Consider the following 17,918-nt stretch of genomic DNA (forward strand, 5'->3'; position numbering starts at 1 on the left):
CAGGCACAAAAAATTACCAATTTCAAAGTAATTCGAGCAAGATTGTAAAGTTTTTCTTACTATTTTGATTAAAACAAACATCTGACCTTTTGTTCAAAATAAGCTATCAGAAAATTAGTTTGATCATCCTGATCATACCATTACGCATTACTCACTTGTCACTAAAAATGTTGTGGAATAAATGAAATCAAATCTCAAATTAATCTGTATTTCTATGATGTTATTTACAATATTGTATGTTTCATCAATCGACCAAGTCTTAGCTGATCATAAAATTGGTGATGATGTATTACATAAGGATCTTTATGAATTAAAAGTAAAATCTTCTCCCCCTGGTTTGCACATTGATGGTTCAGGTTTTTATGAAGAAAATACATGGGTTGTGATTGGTACTGCTCAAGAAAAATGGGGAGCATATGAATTTGTTAGATGGACAGTAAATAATGAATGGGTGGATGGAAACCCAATTAATGTTTTAATGGATGAAGATGTCACTGCCATTGCAACATATTCTATACATCCTGCACAAAAACAATCAAGTATTAACTTTTTAGAAGATTCAAGTAGTGGCACAACATATGATTTGAGAATAATATCTCCATATGGAAAAGCAATTGGCAGTGGAACATATGATGCTGGAGAGATTGTAGATTTTAGTGTATCTGAAAAATATGTTTATGATGAAAATGATCCTGGAATACGTTATGCATTTTCAGAATGGAGTGATGGATTTACCTCCAACTTGAAAACTAATTTTATAAAAATAGATGAAGATAAAACGATTACTGCAACTTGGGACACTCAATATAGGTTAGAAATATTGGATTCAACTCAAAATAATAAAATTATTAACACCAGCTGGCATAATGCAAATGCAACTGCCCCTTTAGTTATGAGTGTAGTTGATACTACATCTGATGGAAAAGTCAAAAGAACAATAAATGAATGGGTCAGCAGTGGCTCTAATTTTGCTGAAATCAATGAGCCTACAGAACCCATTACTAGTGTAAAAATGGAGAATCCTTACTCCATCTCTATAGATTGGAAAGATCAATACTATCTCAATGTAAAAAGTAAGTATGGTGTAGTTGAAGGAAGTGGATTTTATGATAAAGATGATGTGGTTGTAGCCTCAATAGATGCAACAACTCAAGAATCGGGAATTCCGGGAGAAAGATTAGTTTTTGATGGTTGGAGTGGTGATGTACATTCTGATGGTAAAAATGTTCAAGTCATCATGAATGAGCCAAAATCAATAGAGGGTATTTGGAAAAAACAGTATTTGTTAACAATAATTTCTGAATATGGGGTGGGAAGCGGAACAAATTGGTATGATGAGGGTAGTGTCGCAAAATTTGGAACAAGTATTCCAAGAGATCCTGCTGGAATGTGGCAGCAAACAAGTTTTCAAGGTTGGAGTGGAGATGCAGAAGTAGTATCTACAAGTGGTAGTATACTGATGAATGGACCAAAAACAATTACAGCTAAATGGACTGTAGATCATACAATAGCATATTTGAATATTGGAATCATATCCAGTGTTGTAATCGGAGGACTCTTTGTATATAAAAAACTTAAACAAATGGATAGTCAAAGAAAACGCTCTACAGAAGAAATAGTTGAATCAATAAAAGAAAAAAGAGGGAAAAAATCTGGATTAGGTAAAATTTTAGGGGGGAAATTAAATTTTGGAAAAGATACATTTGCAATTGAAAATAAAGACTATGAAATTGTATTGGAAAATGCTGAATCAGAGAAGAAAATCTTATTGGAGAAAACTCAGGAATTAAGAGATAATATAGAAGAAGAAAAGAAAAACATACAGAAAAAATCCAATCAATTAGATCATAGATTGTCGCAAATAGAATTTGAACAAAAAGAATCAGAAATAGAATTTGAAAAAAAGAAATTAGAAGAAAAAACTAGGATGTTAGAAAAAAATCTGGCTGATGTTGAAGATGAAAAGAAAAATATATTGCGGGAAAAGGAAAAACTAGAAAAAAACCTAGCTGAGGCAAAATTTGAAAAGACTAAAAATTTAATTAATCTTGAAAATCACATTGATGAGGTAAACCTACAAAAGAAAAATCTATCTGAAAAAACTGAGAAACTAGAACAATCTCTTAAAGATGTTGAACGTGAAAAGAAAAACATAACTCAAGAAAAAATAGATCTGGTGATCAAACTACGAAGTATTGAAGAACAAAAAAATGGTGTTATAGAGAAACTGGAACAAAAAGCACAAGAGATTGAACTTAAAAGAAAAGAATTAGAAATCGATCTTAAAAGAAAATCAGCAGAGTTAGATATTCAAAAAAGGAAATTATCCCAAAAAACAAGTGAACTTGAAAAAAGTATTGCTGAAGTAGAATTACAAAAACAAAGTTTATCTCAGAAAAAAGAAAGTTTGGAAGATAGTATAACGGACATTGTATTACAAAAGAAAAAAATCACTTCAGACTTTGAAAGCAAAGAGCAATTTTTTGATTTTGAAAGAAAGTCTAGAATTAAAAGAATTACTGACTTGGAAAATAAATTGGCAAAAGCAGAATCAGAAAAAAAGCGAGCTGAAATCGAGCTAAAAACAAATTTATCTGCCATTGAACTGACAAAACAAAAAATTTCACAAAAAACTGAACAATTGGACAAAAATCTAACTGATGTAGAACAACAAAAGCGGGGAATTTTGTTTGAAAAAGAACAACTTGAGAAAAATCTCACCGCAGTTGAACTAGAGCGGAATATACTATATCAAAAAACTAGTGAATTAGAAGCAAAAATATCTGAAATAAATAATCAGAAAAAAACACATGCAACTGAAATAAAGAAAAATTTTGCTGCAATTGAACTTCAAAAACAGGCTGCTTTACAAAAAATACAAGAACTCGAAAAAAAAATTCTAGATGTAGAAACTGAAAAGAAAAATGTCTCTAGAAACTTTGAAAGAAAAGAATCTGAAATTGAATCAATTAAAAGTAACTTGAAACAAAAGACTTTACAACTTGAGGAAGATCTTGCAACAATAAACCTACAAAAGAAAAATTTATCTGAACAAACCAAAAAAATTGAACAAACTCTTGTAGATGTAGAAACTGAAAAGGAAAATGTCCTACAAGAAAAAAGAAATCTAGAGGATAGTTTAGCTAAACTTGAATATGAAAAAAAGAAATGCGCTGTTGAATTAGAAAAAAGTATTAGTAATATTGATCTAGAAAAAAGAAAAGCAATAATTAAACTTGAAAACGAGGTTGCAGAAGTAAATCTTCAGAAAAAGAGCTTATCAGAAAAAATGATTCAACTGGATAAAAGTCTTGAAGAAGTAAATTTGGAAAAGAAACAATTACATGAAAAAATTACTCAGTTAAATAAAAATTTGAAAGAAGTGGATCTTGCAAAGAATGAAACGGCCTCTAAATTGGAAAGCATGACTGCTTCATTTGAATTAGAAAATAAAAGTAAATTACTTGATATTCAAAGAAAGGAAAATGAAATTCAATTTACAAAACAAGATCTAGATAATAAAAATAAACAACTTGAAAGTAGTCTTACAGAAGTAAACCTACAAAAGAAAAATCTTAATTTACAAAAAATTGAACTTGAAAATAAATTAGGGAAAATAGATCTAGAAAAGAAAAAACTCTCATCAGAACTTGAACGAAAAGAATCTGCTATTGAAACAGAAGAAAAGAGACTAGGTCAAAAAATCTGGGATTTGGAAAAGCGAATAGCTAATTTCTCGCTCGAAAGAAAGATTTCCTCAATAGAACTTGAAAAAAAGAAAATTTATGCAGAACTTGAAAGAAAAGAGTTGCTAATTAATCTTGAAAAAGAGCATCTTTCTCAAAGAAAAGCAGATTTGGAAAAAAGTATTGCGGCAATTGAGATAGAGAAGGATATTTTACCTTCAGAAACTCAGTTACAGAAAAATTCAAAATTAAACAGAAAAAATGTTTCTGCCAAATCTAAAGATTTGGAAAATATTATTGCAGAAATAGAACTTGCTCGAAAGATTTCATCTGCAGAACTTGAAAGAAAAGAATCTGTTATTCTTCTACAAAAGAAAAATTTGGATGAGGAAACTGAAATTTTGAAAAAGAGAATTTCAGGTTTGGAAGTTGAGAGGAAAATCTCTTCAGTTCAAATAGAAAGAATAGAATCAGAAATTCAACTCGAAAAGAAAAAATTGGAACACCAAACAAGAGAAATTGGAAAAGCAACTTCTAAAAATATTAATTTATCAAAGAATGTTTTGACTTCTTATTCTACTGAGTATGATTCTAATTCATATGAAAAGTTTAGAGAATGGTCTAGTGTTCTTGAGGATCAAATATCTGTAAATGAACCATCTGATAATGAAAGATCTGTTTCCTACTCTGGTGATAATCAATGAGCTTAATATTGTTAGGTATATTCTTAATTTCGGCATTCACAATTGTGATGTTTAGCACTACTGGCGTTGCTAATTCTTTAGATACTTCCTCTGATGTCAATAAACTGGGTGCCTTACAAGTTTTTGATTCCTCTGGAAGTACTCTTCTTGGATTAAACTTGGGAACTTCTGATAATATCGCTTCTGTAACCCTTACATTTAATTCAAATATTGCAGGCAGTGCCACTGTAACTCTTTCTTTAAAAGATAATGATGGGGTAGAAATTGGAACTGGTTCTACATTAACTGGGGGTCCAACTAAAACTGTGATAATTAGTCTAACTGATAGTATAACTGATGCTGAAAGAAGTACTTTACAATCTGCAAACATTTCTGTTACTTGATGGTGGTATAATTGAGTCTAAAAATAATTTTCTTTGTGGGCATTATGATTATTGCTGTATCTGCAATAGGTTTAGGTGCAAATCTAAACACATCAAGTCTAATTAACAAAATTGGAGGTGATGACAATATTTCCATTGCATTAACTGATGCTGATATAACAAATATGGTGCATTCTACAAGCGGCTCAAATATTGATTCATCAACAATTACTGTTAGAAATACTGACAGTGTTTCTCATTCATATCAAATATGTGTGATTACAAAAGCTGGAGCTTCAATAAGTGATACTGTAGGTACTACTTCGGATTGCACAATTACTCCTTTAATATCTTCAAGCAGCACAGGTTCGGCTGTAATTACTTTTACGACTCCTCTTAGTAAAACCAGTGTTGATTTTGCAAATATCTCTATACAAGAAATTAGTTAGACTGTGATGTTACTCTAAACTTCAAACAATAAATAAATTATTTTATTTATGAAAAAATTATTTTATTTTGACTTGTAGTTTTGATCATCCTAATTCTTGTATTGTAATAGATATGTCTACAAGTTCACTGACTTTAACACCGTTTGAAAAACCTATGGAATGATTAACTGATTTTTCATAAGCCTCAATTTCATCTGTATTTGTACAAGCCAGTGGGCTATCTAATGATGGCGTAAATTTTTTTAAAGGTCCTTGAATTATGGTACAAATTTCAAAAGATTGAGCTACTTTACTATCATTAACAACAGAAAAACCAATACCCCTAATTTCGATAACTCCGTCTGATGAAACCTTTTTTGTCCATGAAAAATCTTCAATGTGTCCACGGGGGGTAATTAACCCATTTTTCCCTGATTCTGAATTTGAAAATGATTGGGTTAAAATTGATTCATCTGCTATTGCCATTGAAATAGTTGCTACAATTAGAATCATGGTAAGTATTCCATACATGGTGAATTTTTGAAAATCTATTCTTTCCAAGTTTTTATAGGACTTTATTTCATTAAGATTTTTTTTAAAATTGGCATGATTCAATTTTTTTCTAGTTTACTTTAGAAATAATTAGTAATATTGAGCATGGAACATTTTCAAATTGGGCAATTCCATAATGGAATTTTCTGGAAAATACCCTTCACTAAAAAGTGAGCCTATTTTATCTAAAAAAGGGGTGGGATCAATTCATTTTCATTCAAGATTTTTATTAAAATTGGAATGGTGTTCATTGCACTCATTGCTTGCAGTACGAGCAACATTATGCCACCTAGAGCAAAAATTAATTTTAAAGGTTTGATATCATCACTTTTATTATTTTGAATTTTTCTTGAAAACACATAGAGCATAATAAATGACATAACTAACAACCCAAATGATGCTGAATTAGCAATAGATGGCTCAAGATAATTTGATAGTGGTATGTTCATAGTTTTTGCAAGTCTGATATCAAATCCTAAAACTGCCTGAGTTAAAACAAAATTTATTAGCACTGAAATAATTCCAATCTTATAAATTACAAAGCTCTCTGTATGATTTTTTTTACTTTGTTTATCTTTGTTCTTAGAATACATGATTAATGCCCATATCCCAAAAATTGAAATTCCGATTGGAGTTTGTAAAAATAGCGATGTGTATCCAACATATGGAATAACAAAAATTGTTCTCCCAATAACTTCGTCTACTGGAACTATTCCTGGATCATTTTTTCTATTATTGTCCCCTTTTGTGATGAACCCTTCATCCGTTTGCTTTACAATTCTATGTACTACATTTTTTTCTTCCTCATTTACAAATCCTATGATGTCACCTATGATGTATTTTTGATCTTGCTTAAGAACAACAAATGTTCCGCTTTCTATAACTGGATACATACTGTTTCCTACAAGCATAATGTAAGTTGTATCGCCGTGTAATTGTGCTGGCCAAAAATATATAACAATAGGTAGTAGACATAACAAAAAAGCCACTTTAACTTTATTGTGTTTCATCTTTTCTCACACTAAATATTTAGAAAGAAAAAGAATGGATTAATTTCCAATCTGGTCTAGTTCTTCTATGGAGAAACTAATGTCTACTATGCTAGTAACATTAACTGGTGTTGTAAAGTTAATGTAATGTGATGTGGAATTGGCATATGCTGCTATTTCGCCTGTAAGTGTACATGCTGGTATTTGTCCTGCTGCGGGTGTATATGTTCCAACAGGACCTTCAATTACTGCACATATTTGAAAATCATGTGATTCTGTGGTGTCTTCATTTCCTACTGCAAAAACAATTGAATCTGTTTCAATTACGCCTTCAGTTGATACTTCTTCAGTCCAAGTTAATGCAGTAATGTTGCCTCTTGCAGTGGATACCTCGTTATTGTCACTTGCTCCAATTAAGTTGAATGTTGGAGTGTTAGTTAGTGTGGCTCCAAATCCTACTGTAGATGTTACTAGAATTGCTATTCCTAATAGTGCAATAATTGGTAAACTTTTCATACCTATTCAATCAAAATGTGATTATTATCAACTAGTTTTTTCATAGTAAACAAGCTACATCAACATAAAATATCTGAACATTATCTTGGCATCTATTTTTGTCACATCTCTCATAATACGCAATTATACCACTAAATTTTCTTAAATTAAAAGAAAAACTGGGGTTTTAAATTTTTTACAACACATATGTTCTTTTAATTTCTGACTAAGTTTTCAACAACATTGTTAAATTATTTGAAAAGAATTTGACTCGTTATCAATATCTCTCAATGATTCTGACATGAGTCCAATTCTTTTCTCAACTTAAGACCAACCACGGGGATGTGTGTTGATGACAGTTACAATACTATTAAATAATTTAGTATGTATTTTCATGTGTGTTCTATTTGATAAAACATTAGTTGTTATCTTATAATTTTTATTGTTATTTACATGAATTCTACTTTTTCTGAAGAACTGGAGTTAAATCAATGCTCTGCAGCATGTTGGTGTAAAAAGAAGAAAAACTATCTGTTATAATTTGATTTTTTGAAAAATTCATTTTGTTTGTTTAGAATTAACAATCATATGAATATAGAGATAATATTCCCAAATATCTTATGCGTAAATATATTGTTAGGAAGAATTTTGATCAAAATAACCTTGATGAATTAAATGTTCCAAACAGATCAGTCTTCTTTGAAAAAAAGAAAGGTGCTAAAATACTATCTAAAGAAGATCAAAAATTAAATAACCAAAAACAAACTAACTCTACAAATCCGCCTGAAGATCAATATGTTGTAAATACAAACCCTGATGAAGAAATTCTTAGCACTGAGGCAAAAAAAATCTTTGACGAATCCTTGTCTGCAATGGAAGAATATGATAAAAAAAGACTTGATAACATTTACAATCAACTATCAACAGAAAAAAAAATCTCTAAAGAACTCAATGAAAAACTACACAAAAATTTATCTAAAATTGCATCTGCAGAATTAGAATTAGTTAAGAAAAAAAATCAATTAGAAAAAGATCTTGATGATAAAACAAAACAATTAATCGATTCTGAACGATTTGCTGCAATTGGACAATTGTCTGGCAAACTGGCTCATGAGTTACGTACTCCGTTAACTGTCATTAAGGGTTCTGTGGGTGTTATGAAGCATAAAAAGGGTGAGCTAATAGATGACTCTATCATTCAAAAATTGGAATTGATGGAAGAATCCATCTATCGAATGAATAATCAGGTTGAAAAAGTATTGAATTTTGTTCAAAAATATCCTTTAAATAAAAAAGAAGAGTCACTAAGAAACATAATTCAGAGATCCGTATCTTTACTTAGAAAAAACACAAACATTACAATTCTAACTCCAAAAAATGACATCAAATTCAATTGTGATCCAATTAAAATGGAGGTAGTCATAGGCAATATGCTCTTAAATGCAATTCAAGCAATAGAAAATGAAATTGGTCAAATAATTATTGAAATTAGTGAATCATCTGATTCAATTAACATCACTATTCAAGATTCAGGTAAAGGAATTCCAGAAGATCTTGGGGAGCAAATTTTCTCCCCTCTAGTTTCTTCAAAAATGAATGGAACTGGATTGGGATTATCAAGTGTAAAAAATATTGTAGAACAACATGGTGGAGTGATCAATTTCAAAAATAATCCTACTACATTTACTATTAGTTTTCCAAAATAATGTGTGATTAATTCAAATTTTTAAGTTATGTGTATAAACACAAACATTTCTTGAAAATTAAAATTCTTTATTAAAATTGTTGAATGTATTTAAAAATAAAGTGACTCTTTTGTCTATATATTTTGAATCCCCCACTTATGATCAAAGATTCAAAGGTGTACATATGCTTGAATCCCACGCATTCTTTTCAAAAATGGTCGATGAACTTGTCGAATTCTCAGAATATGATCCGGAATTAGCTGATGGAATAAAGTGGCTAGATGATCAGGCACAGAAAAAAGGAATCACATTTTATGATATGGTTTTTGAAGTGTTATACAAGCATGATGTGAACTCTAAAGCAAAAGAGTGGCTTAGTACAAGAAATTAAAAATTATTTTCTCAAATCGAGTGTTTTGTATTCGCAGCCCTCAGGACCACAATATTTTCCAACGTATGTGGCCTTTGGTCTGTATAATGCTGGTTTTGGTGCTGCCTCTGCAAATTTTTCTTCAATGATGTGGGCTGCCCATCCGACAACTCTTGAAATTGCAAAAATTGGCGTGTTAAGATCCATTGGAATTTTTAACATGTAATATAATGATGCACTGTACAAGTCTACATTGGGATAGATGTCTCTATTTTTTTGAGATTTCATTTCAGAAATAGTTACAGTTTCTACTTTTTCTGTAATGTCAAACCATGGGTCTTTAGTTTTTGTTGCAAGTTTTCTTGATAGTTCTTTTAGCACCTGTGCTCTGGGATCATATGTCTTGTAAACTGCATGCCCCATACCCATAATTCTTTCATTGTTTTTCATCTTTTCTTTTATCCATTCTTCAACTTTTCCAATCTCTTCAATTTCTAATAACATCTTCATAACTTCAGTATTGGCTCCACCGTGAAGCTCTCCACTTAATGCTCCGATTGCAGCACTGGATGCTGAATACATATGTGCCCTAGTTGATGCAACTTGTCTGGCAGTAAATGTTGATGCATTGAAAGTATGATCAGCATGAAGAATAAGACACACGTCAAATATTTTTTCAACCTCTGAGTCTGGCTTTTCTCCAAACATCATGTACAAAAAATTTGCAGCGTGACTTAGTGAGGAATCTGGCTCAACAGGATCTAAACCATTTCTTATTCTGTGCCAACTAGCAACAATTGTGGGAACTTTTGCAATGAGGTTAATTGCCTTTTCATAACTAGCTTCTTTGTTTGCAAATTCCTCATCATAATACCCTGCAAGTGCAGCTACGAATGCTTGCAACATGTCCATAGGATCTGCGTCTTTTCTCCAGTTCCCCATGTTTTTCTGCATCTGTTTAGGAATGTATCTTGCATCAACTAATTTTGCATTAAATTCGTCCAGTTGAGTCTTGGTTGGTAGATCATCATAAAGTAGCAAATATGCTGTTTCCTCAAATGAGGAATTTTCTGTAAGATCTAAAATGTCAAATCCACGATAAATTAGCTTGCCTTTTTCTCCATCAATATTAGATATTCTGGTATCTGCAACTTCGATTCCTCGCAAGCCAATGTTCTTAGTTTCCATACTGAGCCTAACAGAAATCTTCTATTATATTTTCTCCGACATTGTGTCTATGATGTTTAGCATTTAGTCTAAAATACCAACTTTTGGTGATAAATGATTATTTTTAATCAAAAATTAATGAGTCCAATGGAGCGTAAACGACTTGAAAAATTAGATAATTTAGTACTAAATGCATCTTCTAGTGAACTTAAAAAGATTCAAGAAATTGACCACCAAACACAGATGGAAGGTTTATCTTTTTATGATGTATATTTGGATTCGAGTTCCTTAATTCATCAAAGTATCAAAAAACCATTTAGAGAATCTTAAATTTCATTCTTAATTTAAATGAGGGCTAATAATTTTTTAATTTGAATTGGCAGCATCAAAAACTAAAAAACCTTCAACTAAAAAAGCAGTAAAAAAGATAGTTAAAAAAACAGTGGTAAAAAAAGTTACTAAAAAACCATCTGCAAAAAAATCTACTAAAACTAAAGTAAAAAAATCTGTAAAGCCAAAACGAAGTAAAGTAATTTGTATTTCTCATAAAGAAGACTGTGATGGAATTAGTTCTGCTGCAATAATTCGACAAGCATTTGGCGGAGATGCAATTCTTGTTGACTATCCTGGACAAATGGAAGCATTAAATCAAGTAGTTTTAGATGAAAAATTAAAATCATTATTTATCTGTGATTTGGGTCTAAGTAAAAAAACACAAGATGAGTTTATTGACATCATGACAACTCTGAGGAAAAATAAAGTCTCTGTAACTTACATTGATCATCATGATGTTGATCCTAATGTTGTCAAAGCACTAAACAAAATCAAAGTAAAAGTAATTCATGACATCAATGAATGTACTGCTGTTCTAGCTTACACTGCTTTCAAATCTAAATTAAATGATCATGCATCCTTTGTTGCAGCTTGTGCTGCAATCACTGATTATATGGAATCAAGACCGATAGGTTCCAAATTATTACAAATCTATGATCGACAATTTGCATTGATTAGTGCAACTGTTCTAACATACAATATAGTGGGACATCAAAAAGAACCTGATTATCTGTTGTACTTGGTTGAAGAATTGGCAGACTCTAAATTTCCTCATGCTATACCTAACACATTTGAATTTGCACAAATTCAAGTTGAAAAACTATCTCAGATGATCGCCAAAGTAAAACAAGGAATGAAGACCATGAAAAACCTAGGTTACATGGAAATACTTGATGCAGGCGCTAGCGGTGCTGTTAACTTTGTTATGGGTTTGTCTGGAAAGGACGTAGGTGTGGCATACAAAGAACGTATAGATCATGGCATTTACGCAGTATCTGTTCGTGGTTCTAAAGATTGCAAAGTGCATTTGGGAAAAATTGTTAATAATCTTGCAACTAGTCTTGGAGGGTCAGGTGGAGGCCATGATAAAGCATGTGGTGCTGTAATACCAAAACCAAAAATAAAAAAATTCATCACAGAATTGAATAAAAAAATCAAATAACTTCTTTTTAGTTTATTAACAAATATTGAACTTTTACTGATTCTTTGTACTCGTAAAATCTATTTAAGAAAATTTCCCAATCAACTAATCTGTAATTTCCACTATTGCATCAATCTCGGTCATCGAATTTAATGGCAGGCTTGCAACCCCTACAGCAATTCTAGAATGTTTTCCTTTTTCACCAAATATCTCAAAAAGTAAATCTGATGCATGATTGATTATTTTGGGTTGCTGGGTAAAATCTGGAACAGAATTGACGAAACCTGATAATCTGACTATTTTTGAAACTTTATCCAAATCTCCTACTTCTCTTTTTATTTGGGAAATAATGTTAATTGCACACATTCTGGCTGATTTCTGGGCTATTTCCAAATTTTCGTCTGAGACTTTTCCTGTAAAAATTACTTTGCCGTCCTCCATTGGAATTTGTCCTGAAATGAATAACAAATTCCCAGTTTTAATTACTGGAACATATGAACCTGCAGGCGTTGGAGGTGTTGGTAGTTTAATCCCTAACGACTCTATTTTTTCCTCAATCAATGTACAATTACAATTTTTTATCTGAATTTATTTTTACCTACATTTAGAATTTTTAACATTATTGCAGTTTGGCTAATTCATTTTTTACCATTATTGGGTCGATTGGTTTTGTAATGTATCCTAACTGAGGAATTTTTCCACTCTTAACTGCTATCATGTTTGATTTGATGGATGTGACGATTAACATCTTTACGTTTTTATCCATTTCTCTAATTTTTGCAGCCGTCTCAATTCCGTTTAATCCTGGCATCTCATAATCAATTGTCACTAGAGCTGGTTTATACTTCCTAAATGCTCTAACTGCATCCATGCCGTTTTTTGCCTCTATTACAGAATCTATCTTCATATATCGAAATACTTCCTTGATACTTTGCCTCATAAATGGTGAGTCATCTACGACAAGCACGTTTAATCCCATAAAATGGTATGAGGATCATAATACATTAAATATTGTTTGTTTAAAAATTACACTTTTTCCAATATACTAACTCTCTAATTTTTTATGACCATCAACAAAACCTAATAATTCAAAAATCAGTTTTTAATAATTTTAATGTGTACCTTTTCGCCTTTATTTGAATTACTTTGATATATTGTTCTAGTTTTGTATCCTTGCTTTTGAAGACATCCATCTAAAATTGAAACCCAGGGCAATGAATGACCACTGTTCAACTTTGATTCTACAGTAATGTTTTTTGTATTTGCTTCAAAATTCACATGTCCTGAACATGTAATTTGCACTATTGCATCCATTATCTCAATTACATCATCTAGTGATTTTGATTTGAATGAAATGCCATTCTTTTCTAATAGTTTGAATATGTCTGATTCTGGTCTTTTTGATACCATTGTGGCATTTAGAATGTATGTTAAACCAATTTCATTCACCGTTTTAATTATTTTATAAATTTCTTGGGCTTCTGTTTTTGTCATATCTGCTAATGCTTTGGTTTTGATGGCAATTTTCCAAATACTTGCAAATACTTTTTCCTGATTTGAAGCAAGAATATCTGTGGATGAAAAAATTGCCCCTTTACCATTGTCGTTATTTACTAAAAGCAACTCTGTTTCATCAAACATAAAACAATTTTGTGTGATTTCTGATGCTCTGATTTCAATTCCGTCAGGAATCTTCCTATATGCTTCTGAACAAATTTGAGATGGTGAAACCAGAATTTTAATATCAAGATTCCTTCGTGCAACTGAAACTAATTGGTCTTTGCATTCAGCTAGTAATCCAAAACCCCACTGATCTGTCATGATCTTAATTGATGATTTAGAACCTTCAATCATTGTTTGGAGCTGTGACAAAACATTATTTGCACTGACATGAAAATATCTTTTTTCTTCAGAACCTCTAGTTTTTCTACTTTCCTCACTTGCTTTTTTCAAGTTTGATACCAATGAATTCATCGCATTTACTTTGTTGATTTGCTCATGAATAATCCCGTCAAAAGCATCTTCTGGAGCAATTGCAGTGCACATAATTGGTTTACTTTTTGAAATTATTGCTAGTTTTTTATTTTCTAATTTCAGTAATGTTGGATAAATTTTTGTTCTGGGAATCTCTGAATAATATGCCAATTCACTAGCTGAAACTGTGCCCTTTGAAATAAGGGATACATATGCTTGTGCTTCATATTTACTTAATCCAAATTCTTCCAAACTCACTGTAAGCACATTTTCATTTACCATATTTTTCCTCCAATTATTATTAGGTAAAATTGAGAGCTAAATTCCTTTACACAAATACTCAAAAAAAATCAAAATTGTATCTCTAGACAGGTGTAACTGTAGTTACTAAAATTATCGTGACATCGTCCTCATATACAAAATCTAAGGGAAAATAGCGGTATGTTGGTAAAATACAATGAAGCAGACATTGAAAACATCTCTCATTCAGTAACCCTTGTTCCGAGATTGGAGTATTCTTCTAATCTCCTATCTGAAATTATAGATGTTTTTTCAGAAAAACTATATGATTTAAGAAAATCTAACTGTGATTTTGTTTTATTTTTTGATGAATCTGACAAAAATCATTATAATGCAATAGAACTTGAGCGAAATTTTGCTTTTTCTTTAGAAGTTCTAACAACAATAAAGAAAAGAATTACTTCTATTTTTGGTATTCGCAGTATTCCCGAGGTACTGCCATCATTAATTCCGATGATTCGAACAATCAGTGCTCAGTTTTTTAGTATTGTTCCTATATGTAGTCAAAGATTATCTGAATTATCTGTTCATTTGGGAAGTATTGTTTTAGATTCTGCATCTCTTACAAAGGCAAGATTTGATTTTAGCCAATCAAATCACGAATCGTCAATTTTTCTTGATGAAGTAAAATTGATGGTAGACTCTAAAATAAGTAAGCAGTATCCTAATGTTGATTTTTCTAAATTATACGATACTTGATAACTCTACCCTCAAAGCGAGATTTTACTAAAGATATTCAAAGAATTAAAAATATTTCGATAAAAATTGATAAAAAACTATCTGAAGTAAAGCCTTCTGAAGACATCAAAATTGATAAACTAAGTTTGGAAGAACTACAGGATTTAGATAAAATTGTCAAAATTGCTGATTTTATGATGTGCAAATATGCTGACAAAAAAGAGATGAGTTCAATTCTGAAACATTTTGCATCTATAGTTTCTGAAACTGCCTCGTCAATTAATGATCTTGATGATGAGATATCTGAATTAATTCTAGCAGCTGAGGATTCGATCAACAAAGTAAAAGACGTACATACCACAATTTCAGACAAATCTGATTTTAAGAAGAATTACCATGATGGTCCTGAGTATAATGAGGTAGAAACAAGTGCAATTAATTTAACCAATTTTGTGACAGAGATTAACACAGTAGAATACCAACAAAATTCTCAAAGACAAACTGCGTAGGTAAATGAGATGAGTTTAGCCCCCCAAGAATTAGAAAATACTGCAAGCAAATATGCTTCAGAAGCAATCAAATTTGATTCCCAAGGCGCACGAGGAATGGCAATCACACATTATCAGCATGCCATTGACTCTTTGGTAAAACTACTACAACTGTATCCTACAAGCAAACTGAATCAAATTTACAAAGACCGATGTAACTCTTATCATAATAGAATCAATGCATTACAACAGGCTCATGGTGTAGAGCCTGCAGTAGATCCTAAAGCATCTGAAGACGAACAAAAGAAATCTGTTCAGAGACAAGAAGATGAAAATGACTTTGAAGATCTTTTAATGAAAGAAAAACCTGATGTCACTTGGGACCAAGTAATAGGATTGGATGATGCAAAAAGTGCTTTACGTGAATCAATTGTTTATCCTACAAAGAGACCTGATTTATTCCCATTAGGTTGGCCAAAAGGAATGTTGCTTTACGGTCCACCAGGTACTGGTAAAACAATGCTTGCAGCAGCAACTGCAAATGAGATGGATGGTTACTTTATCAATGTGGATGCATCTTCTATGATGAGTAAATGGTTAGGTGAAGCAGAAAAAAATGTTTCAAAATTATTTTCTATGGCAAGGCAATATGCTGAAAAAGAAGGGAAACCTGTAATTTTATTTGTAGATGAAGTTGACTCTTTACTTGGATCTCGAAATAGTGAAGTTGGAGGAGAGGTTAGAACCAAAAACCAATTCTTAACTGAGATGGATGGTGTTAATGGTAAAGGCAAACAACTAATGTTGTATGTGATTGGGGCAACAAACAAACCCTGGAGTCTTGATTGGCCATTCCTTCGAAGATTCCAAAAAAGAATCTATGTTTCTCTTCCAACACAAGAAGCAAGAGAGAATCTATTTGCACAATACACTGAGCCCCTAAGTAAAAACTACAAAGTAAATAATTCTGAATTGGCAAAACTATTTGATGGTTACAGTGCCAGCGATATTAAAGACGTATGCCAAGCTGCTCAAATTAAAACAGTACATGAAATTTTTAATGCTCCTGATTATCATGAACCAGTTGAGGGTGAAGAACCAGTAAAACCAAGAGAGCTTACCACGTCTGATTTCAAAGATATTATGTCGAGAAGAAAACCAAGTGTTTCACTTGAAATGATTCGTGCATACCACAAGTGGAGCGAAGAGTTCCAAGCACTTTAGAACATCTGATCTTAAACATTTTGCAAAAATCTATGATCTATTCTTAATTTGCGATCAATCCACTTTCCGTCATTCTCTCATAAAACTTAAATTCGCTTTCTAGCGGACTTATCGAGGGTCACAATTACTACAAAGAAATCAAACCACGCAAAAAAGTTTGGAAAGCTAATTTTTGATGATGGATCTGTTCTTGATGGGGAAGGCTTTGGGTTTTCAACTACTGTTTTCGGTGAAATTGTCTTTAATACTGGAATGGTAGGATATACTGAGGCACTAACTGATCCTTCCTATAGTGGCCAAATTCTTACCCTCACATACCCTCTAGTTGGAAATTATGGAGTCCCTGATTCTTCAATTAAAGACACTGATGGAATCCCAAAATTCTTTGAATCTGACAAAATTCAGGTTCGGGGTTTGGTTGTCCATGAATTATCCTTAACCGCAAGTCATTGGAATCTTTCTATGACTCTTGATGAATGGCTATACAACGAGAAGATTCCTGGAATATCTGGGATTGATACTCGTGAACTGACAAAAAAGATTAGAACAGGTGGAGTGATGATGGCAGCACTGGTTGTATCTGATTCAGAAATTGATGTTGAGAAAATCAAAAAACAACTCGTTTCTGCACCTAGTTATGATTCTGAACAATTTATGGATGATGTATCTACAAAACAAGAAAAAGTCTATGGTGATGAAAATCAATCTGTTGTTGTTATAGATACGGGTGCGAAAAATGCAATTATCAGAAATATTCGAGAAATTGGTTACAAAGTAATACGCCTTCCATGGGACACGTCATATGAAAAAATAATGTCTTATCATCCAAAAGGTGTTGTACTAAGTAGTGGTCCAGGTGATCCGCAAAAATGTCCTAACACAATAGAGACTGCTAAAAAATTAATTGAAAATAATATTCCAACTTTAGGAATTTGTTTAGGTGCTCAAATTATTGGTATTGCAGGAAATACTGATACTTACAAATTAAAGTATGGGCATCGTGGACAAAACAAACCTTGTGTCAATTTAGAAAATAATCAAGTTTATGTGACAAGTCAGAATCATGGATATGGAATAACTCCGGAATCTCTTGAAAAATCTGAATTTAATTTATGGTTTACAAATGCAGACGACAAAACAGTCGAAGGGATAAAACATAAAAAACAAAAATGTATTGCAGTACAATTTCATCCAGAAGCTGCGCCCGGTCCTTATGATTGTAAATTCGTCTTTGAAGAGCTACAACACCTTATGGAGGAAGGAACATCTGCCAAAGAATGAGTCGTTAAAGAAAATTCTTGTACTTGGAAGTGGGGCAATAAAAATCGGAGAAGCCGGCGAG

General features: G+C 31.8%; 18 protein-coding genes. 11 read left to right on the top strand and 7 right to left on the bottom strand.

What is annotated here, in order from left to right; genetic code table 11:
- Nucleotides 1–181: 181 nt before the first annotated feature.
- Genes NADRNF5_RS04020 through NADRNF5_RS04030 form a run of 3 tightly spaced genes read left to right on the top strand, consistent with a single transcriptional unit; the run spans nucleotide 182 to nucleotide 5,201 of the window.
- Nucleotides 182–4,390 (top strand): coiled-coil domain-containing protein, encoded by a 4,209-nt coding sequence (locus NADRNF5_RS04020; protein ID WP_148313064.1) that lies wholly within the window; start codon nucleotides 182–184, stop codon nucleotides 4,388–4,390.
- On the top strand, nucleotides 4,387–4,773 hold the full coding sequence (locus NADRNF5_RS04025) for a hypothetical protein (RefSeq protein ID WP_048115895.1): 387 nt from the start codon (nucleotides 4,387–4,389) through the stop codon (nucleotides 4,771–4,773). The genes NADRNF5_RS04020 and NADRNF5_RS04025 overlap by 4 nt, the downstream gene beginning before the upstream one ends.
- An 11-nt stretch (nucleotides 4,774–4,784) precedes the next feature.
- A complete protein-coding gene (locus NADRNF5_RS04030; protein ID WP_048115896.1) occupies nucleotides 4,785–5,201 on the top strand; it encodes a hypothetical protein in 417 nt (138 codons plus the stop codon).
- 84 nt (nucleotides 5,202–5,285) lie between these two features.
- Here the strand turns inward: NADRNF5_RS04030 and NADRNF5_RS04035 are convergent, their stop codons facing one another.
- From NADRNF5_RS04035 to NADRNF5_RS04045, 3 genes are all read right to left on the bottom strand, one after another.
- Nucleotides 5,286–5,741 (bottom strand): hypothetical protein, encoded by a 456-nt coding sequence (locus NADRNF5_RS04035; RefSeq protein WP_048115897.1) that lies wholly within the window; start codon nucleotides 5,739–5,741, stop codon nucleotides 5,286–5,288.
- Between the two features lie 176 nt (nucleotides 5,742–5,917).
- Entirely contained in the window at nucleotides 5,918–6,742 is an 825-nt protein-coding gene (locus NADRNF5_RS10680) for a signal peptidase I (protein ID WP_052661873.1), read from the bottom strand.
- Nucleotides 6,743–6,781: 39 nt separating this feature from the next.
- Nucleotides 6,782–7,237: a hypothetical protein gene (locus NADRNF5_RS04045; protein WP_048115898.1), complete on the bottom strand. Its 456-nt coding sequence runs from the start codon at nucleotides 7,235–7,237 to the stop codon at nucleotides 6,782–6,784.
- Nucleotides 7,238–7,836: 599 nt separating this feature from the next.
- On the opposite strand from NADRNF5_RS04045, the gene NADRNF5_RS04050 reads away from it, so the two are divergent.
- Complete coding sequence (locus NADRNF5_RS04050; RefSeq protein ID WP_048115899.1) at nucleotides 7,837–8,922, top strand: sensor histidine kinase; 1,086 nt, start codon at nucleotides 7,837–7,839, stop codon at nucleotides 8,920–8,922.
- Between the two features lie 163 nt (nucleotides 8,923–9,085).
- Nucleotides 9,086–9,292, top strand: coding sequence for a hypothetical protein (locus NADRNF5_RS04055; protein WP_008299161.1), 207 nt, complete (start codon nucleotides 9,086–9,088; stop codon nucleotides 9,290–9,292).
- Nucleotides 9,293–9,295: 3 nt separating this feature from the next.
- Here the strand turns inward: NADRNF5_RS04055 and NADRNF5_RS04060 are convergent, their stop codons facing one another.
- A complete protein-coding gene (locus NADRNF5_RS04060) occupies nucleotides 9,296–10,459 on the bottom strand; it encodes a citrate synthase (protein WP_048115900.1) in 1,164 nt (387 codons plus the stop codon).
- Nucleotides 10,460–10,576: 117 nt separating this feature from the next.
- Between NADRNF5_RS04060 and NADRNF5_RS04065 the strand changes: the two genes are divergently transcribed.
- Together NADRNF5_RS04065 and NADRNF5_RS04070 are read left to right on the top strand one after the other, a co-directional pair.
- Nucleotides 10,577–10,768 carry a hypothetical protein gene (locus NADRNF5_RS04065; protein WP_048115901.1) on the top strand — a complete coding sequence of 64 codons (192 nt, stop codon included), beginning with the start codon at nucleotides 10,577–10,579 and terminating at the stop codon, nucleotides 10,766–10,768.
- Between the two features lie 46 nt (nucleotides 10,769–10,814).
- On the top strand, nucleotides 10,815–11,933 hold the full coding sequence (locus tag NADRNF5_RS04070) for a DHHA1 domain-containing protein (protein WP_048115902.1): 1,119 nt from the start codon (nucleotides 10,815–10,817) through the stop codon (nucleotides 11,931–11,933).
- A gap of 84 nt (nucleotides 11,934–12,017) precedes the next feature.
- Here the strand turns inward: NADRNF5_RS04070 and NADRNF5_RS04075 are convergent, their stop codons facing one another.
- The 3 genes from NADRNF5_RS04075 to NADRNF5_RS04085 form a co-directional block, all read right to left on the bottom strand.
- Nucleotides 12,018–12,473, bottom strand: a complete 456-nt coding sequence (locus NADRNF5_RS04075; RefSeq protein WP_048115903.1) for a RidA family protein — start codon at nucleotides 12,471–12,473, stop codon at nucleotides 12,018–12,020.
- A gap of 58 nt (nucleotides 12,474–12,531) precedes the next feature.
- Nucleotides 12,532–12,891, bottom strand: coding sequence for a response regulator transcription factor (locus tag NADRNF5_RS04080; RefSeq protein WP_048115904.1), 360 nt, complete (start codon nucleotides 12,889–12,891; stop codon nucleotides 12,532–12,534).
- A gap of 116 nt (nucleotides 12,892–13,007) precedes the next feature.
- On the bottom strand, nucleotides 13,008–14,168 hold the full coding sequence (locus tag NADRNF5_RS04085; RefSeq protein WP_048115905.1) for a TrmB family transcriptional regulator: 1,161 nt from the start codon (nucleotides 14,166–14,168) through the stop codon (nucleotides 13,008–13,010).
- A 159-nt stretch (nucleotides 14,169–14,327) separates the two neighbouring features.
- Here NADRNF5_RS04085 and NADRNF5_RS04090 point away from each other — a divergent pair, with 159 nt between their 5' ends.
- The 4 genes from NADRNF5_RS04090 (at nucleotide 14,328) to carA (ending at nucleotide 17,857) form a co-directional block, all read left to right on the top strand.
- Entirely contained in the window at nucleotides 14,328–14,885 is a 558-nt protein-coding gene (locus tag NADRNF5_RS04090; RefSeq protein ID WP_048115906.1) for a hypothetical protein, read from the top strand.
- Nucleotides 14,882–15,373 (top strand): hypothetical protein, encoded by a 492-nt coding sequence (locus tag NADRNF5_RS04095; RefSeq protein ID WP_048115907.1) that lies wholly within the window; start codon nucleotides 14,882–14,884, stop codon nucleotides 15,371–15,373. Before NADRNF5_RS04090 ends, NADRNF5_RS04095 begins: the two co-directional genes overlap by 4 nt.
- A 9-nt stretch (nucleotides 15,374–15,382) precedes the next feature.
- On the top strand, nucleotides 15,383–16,576 hold the full coding sequence (locus NADRNF5_RS04100) for an AAA family ATPase (RefSeq protein WP_048115908.1): 1,194 nt from the start codon (nucleotides 15,383–15,385) through the stop codon (nucleotides 16,574–16,576).
- 90 nt (nucleotides 16,577–16,666) lie between these two features.
- Nucleotides 16,667–17,857, top strand: a complete 1,191-nt coding sequence (gene carA / locus NADRNF5_RS04105; protein WP_048115909.1) for a glutamine-hydrolyzing carbamoyl-phosphate synthase small subunit — start codon at nucleotides 16,667–16,669, stop codon at nucleotides 17,855–17,857.
- The last annotated feature ends 61 nt before the right edge of the window (nucleotides 17,858–17,918 follow it).

This window comes from Nitrosopumilus adriaticus, from assembly GCF_000956175.1.
GTDB lineage: Archaea > Thermoproteota > Nitrososphaeria > Nitrososphaerales > Nitrosopumilaceae > Nitrosopumilus > Nitrosopumilus adriaticus.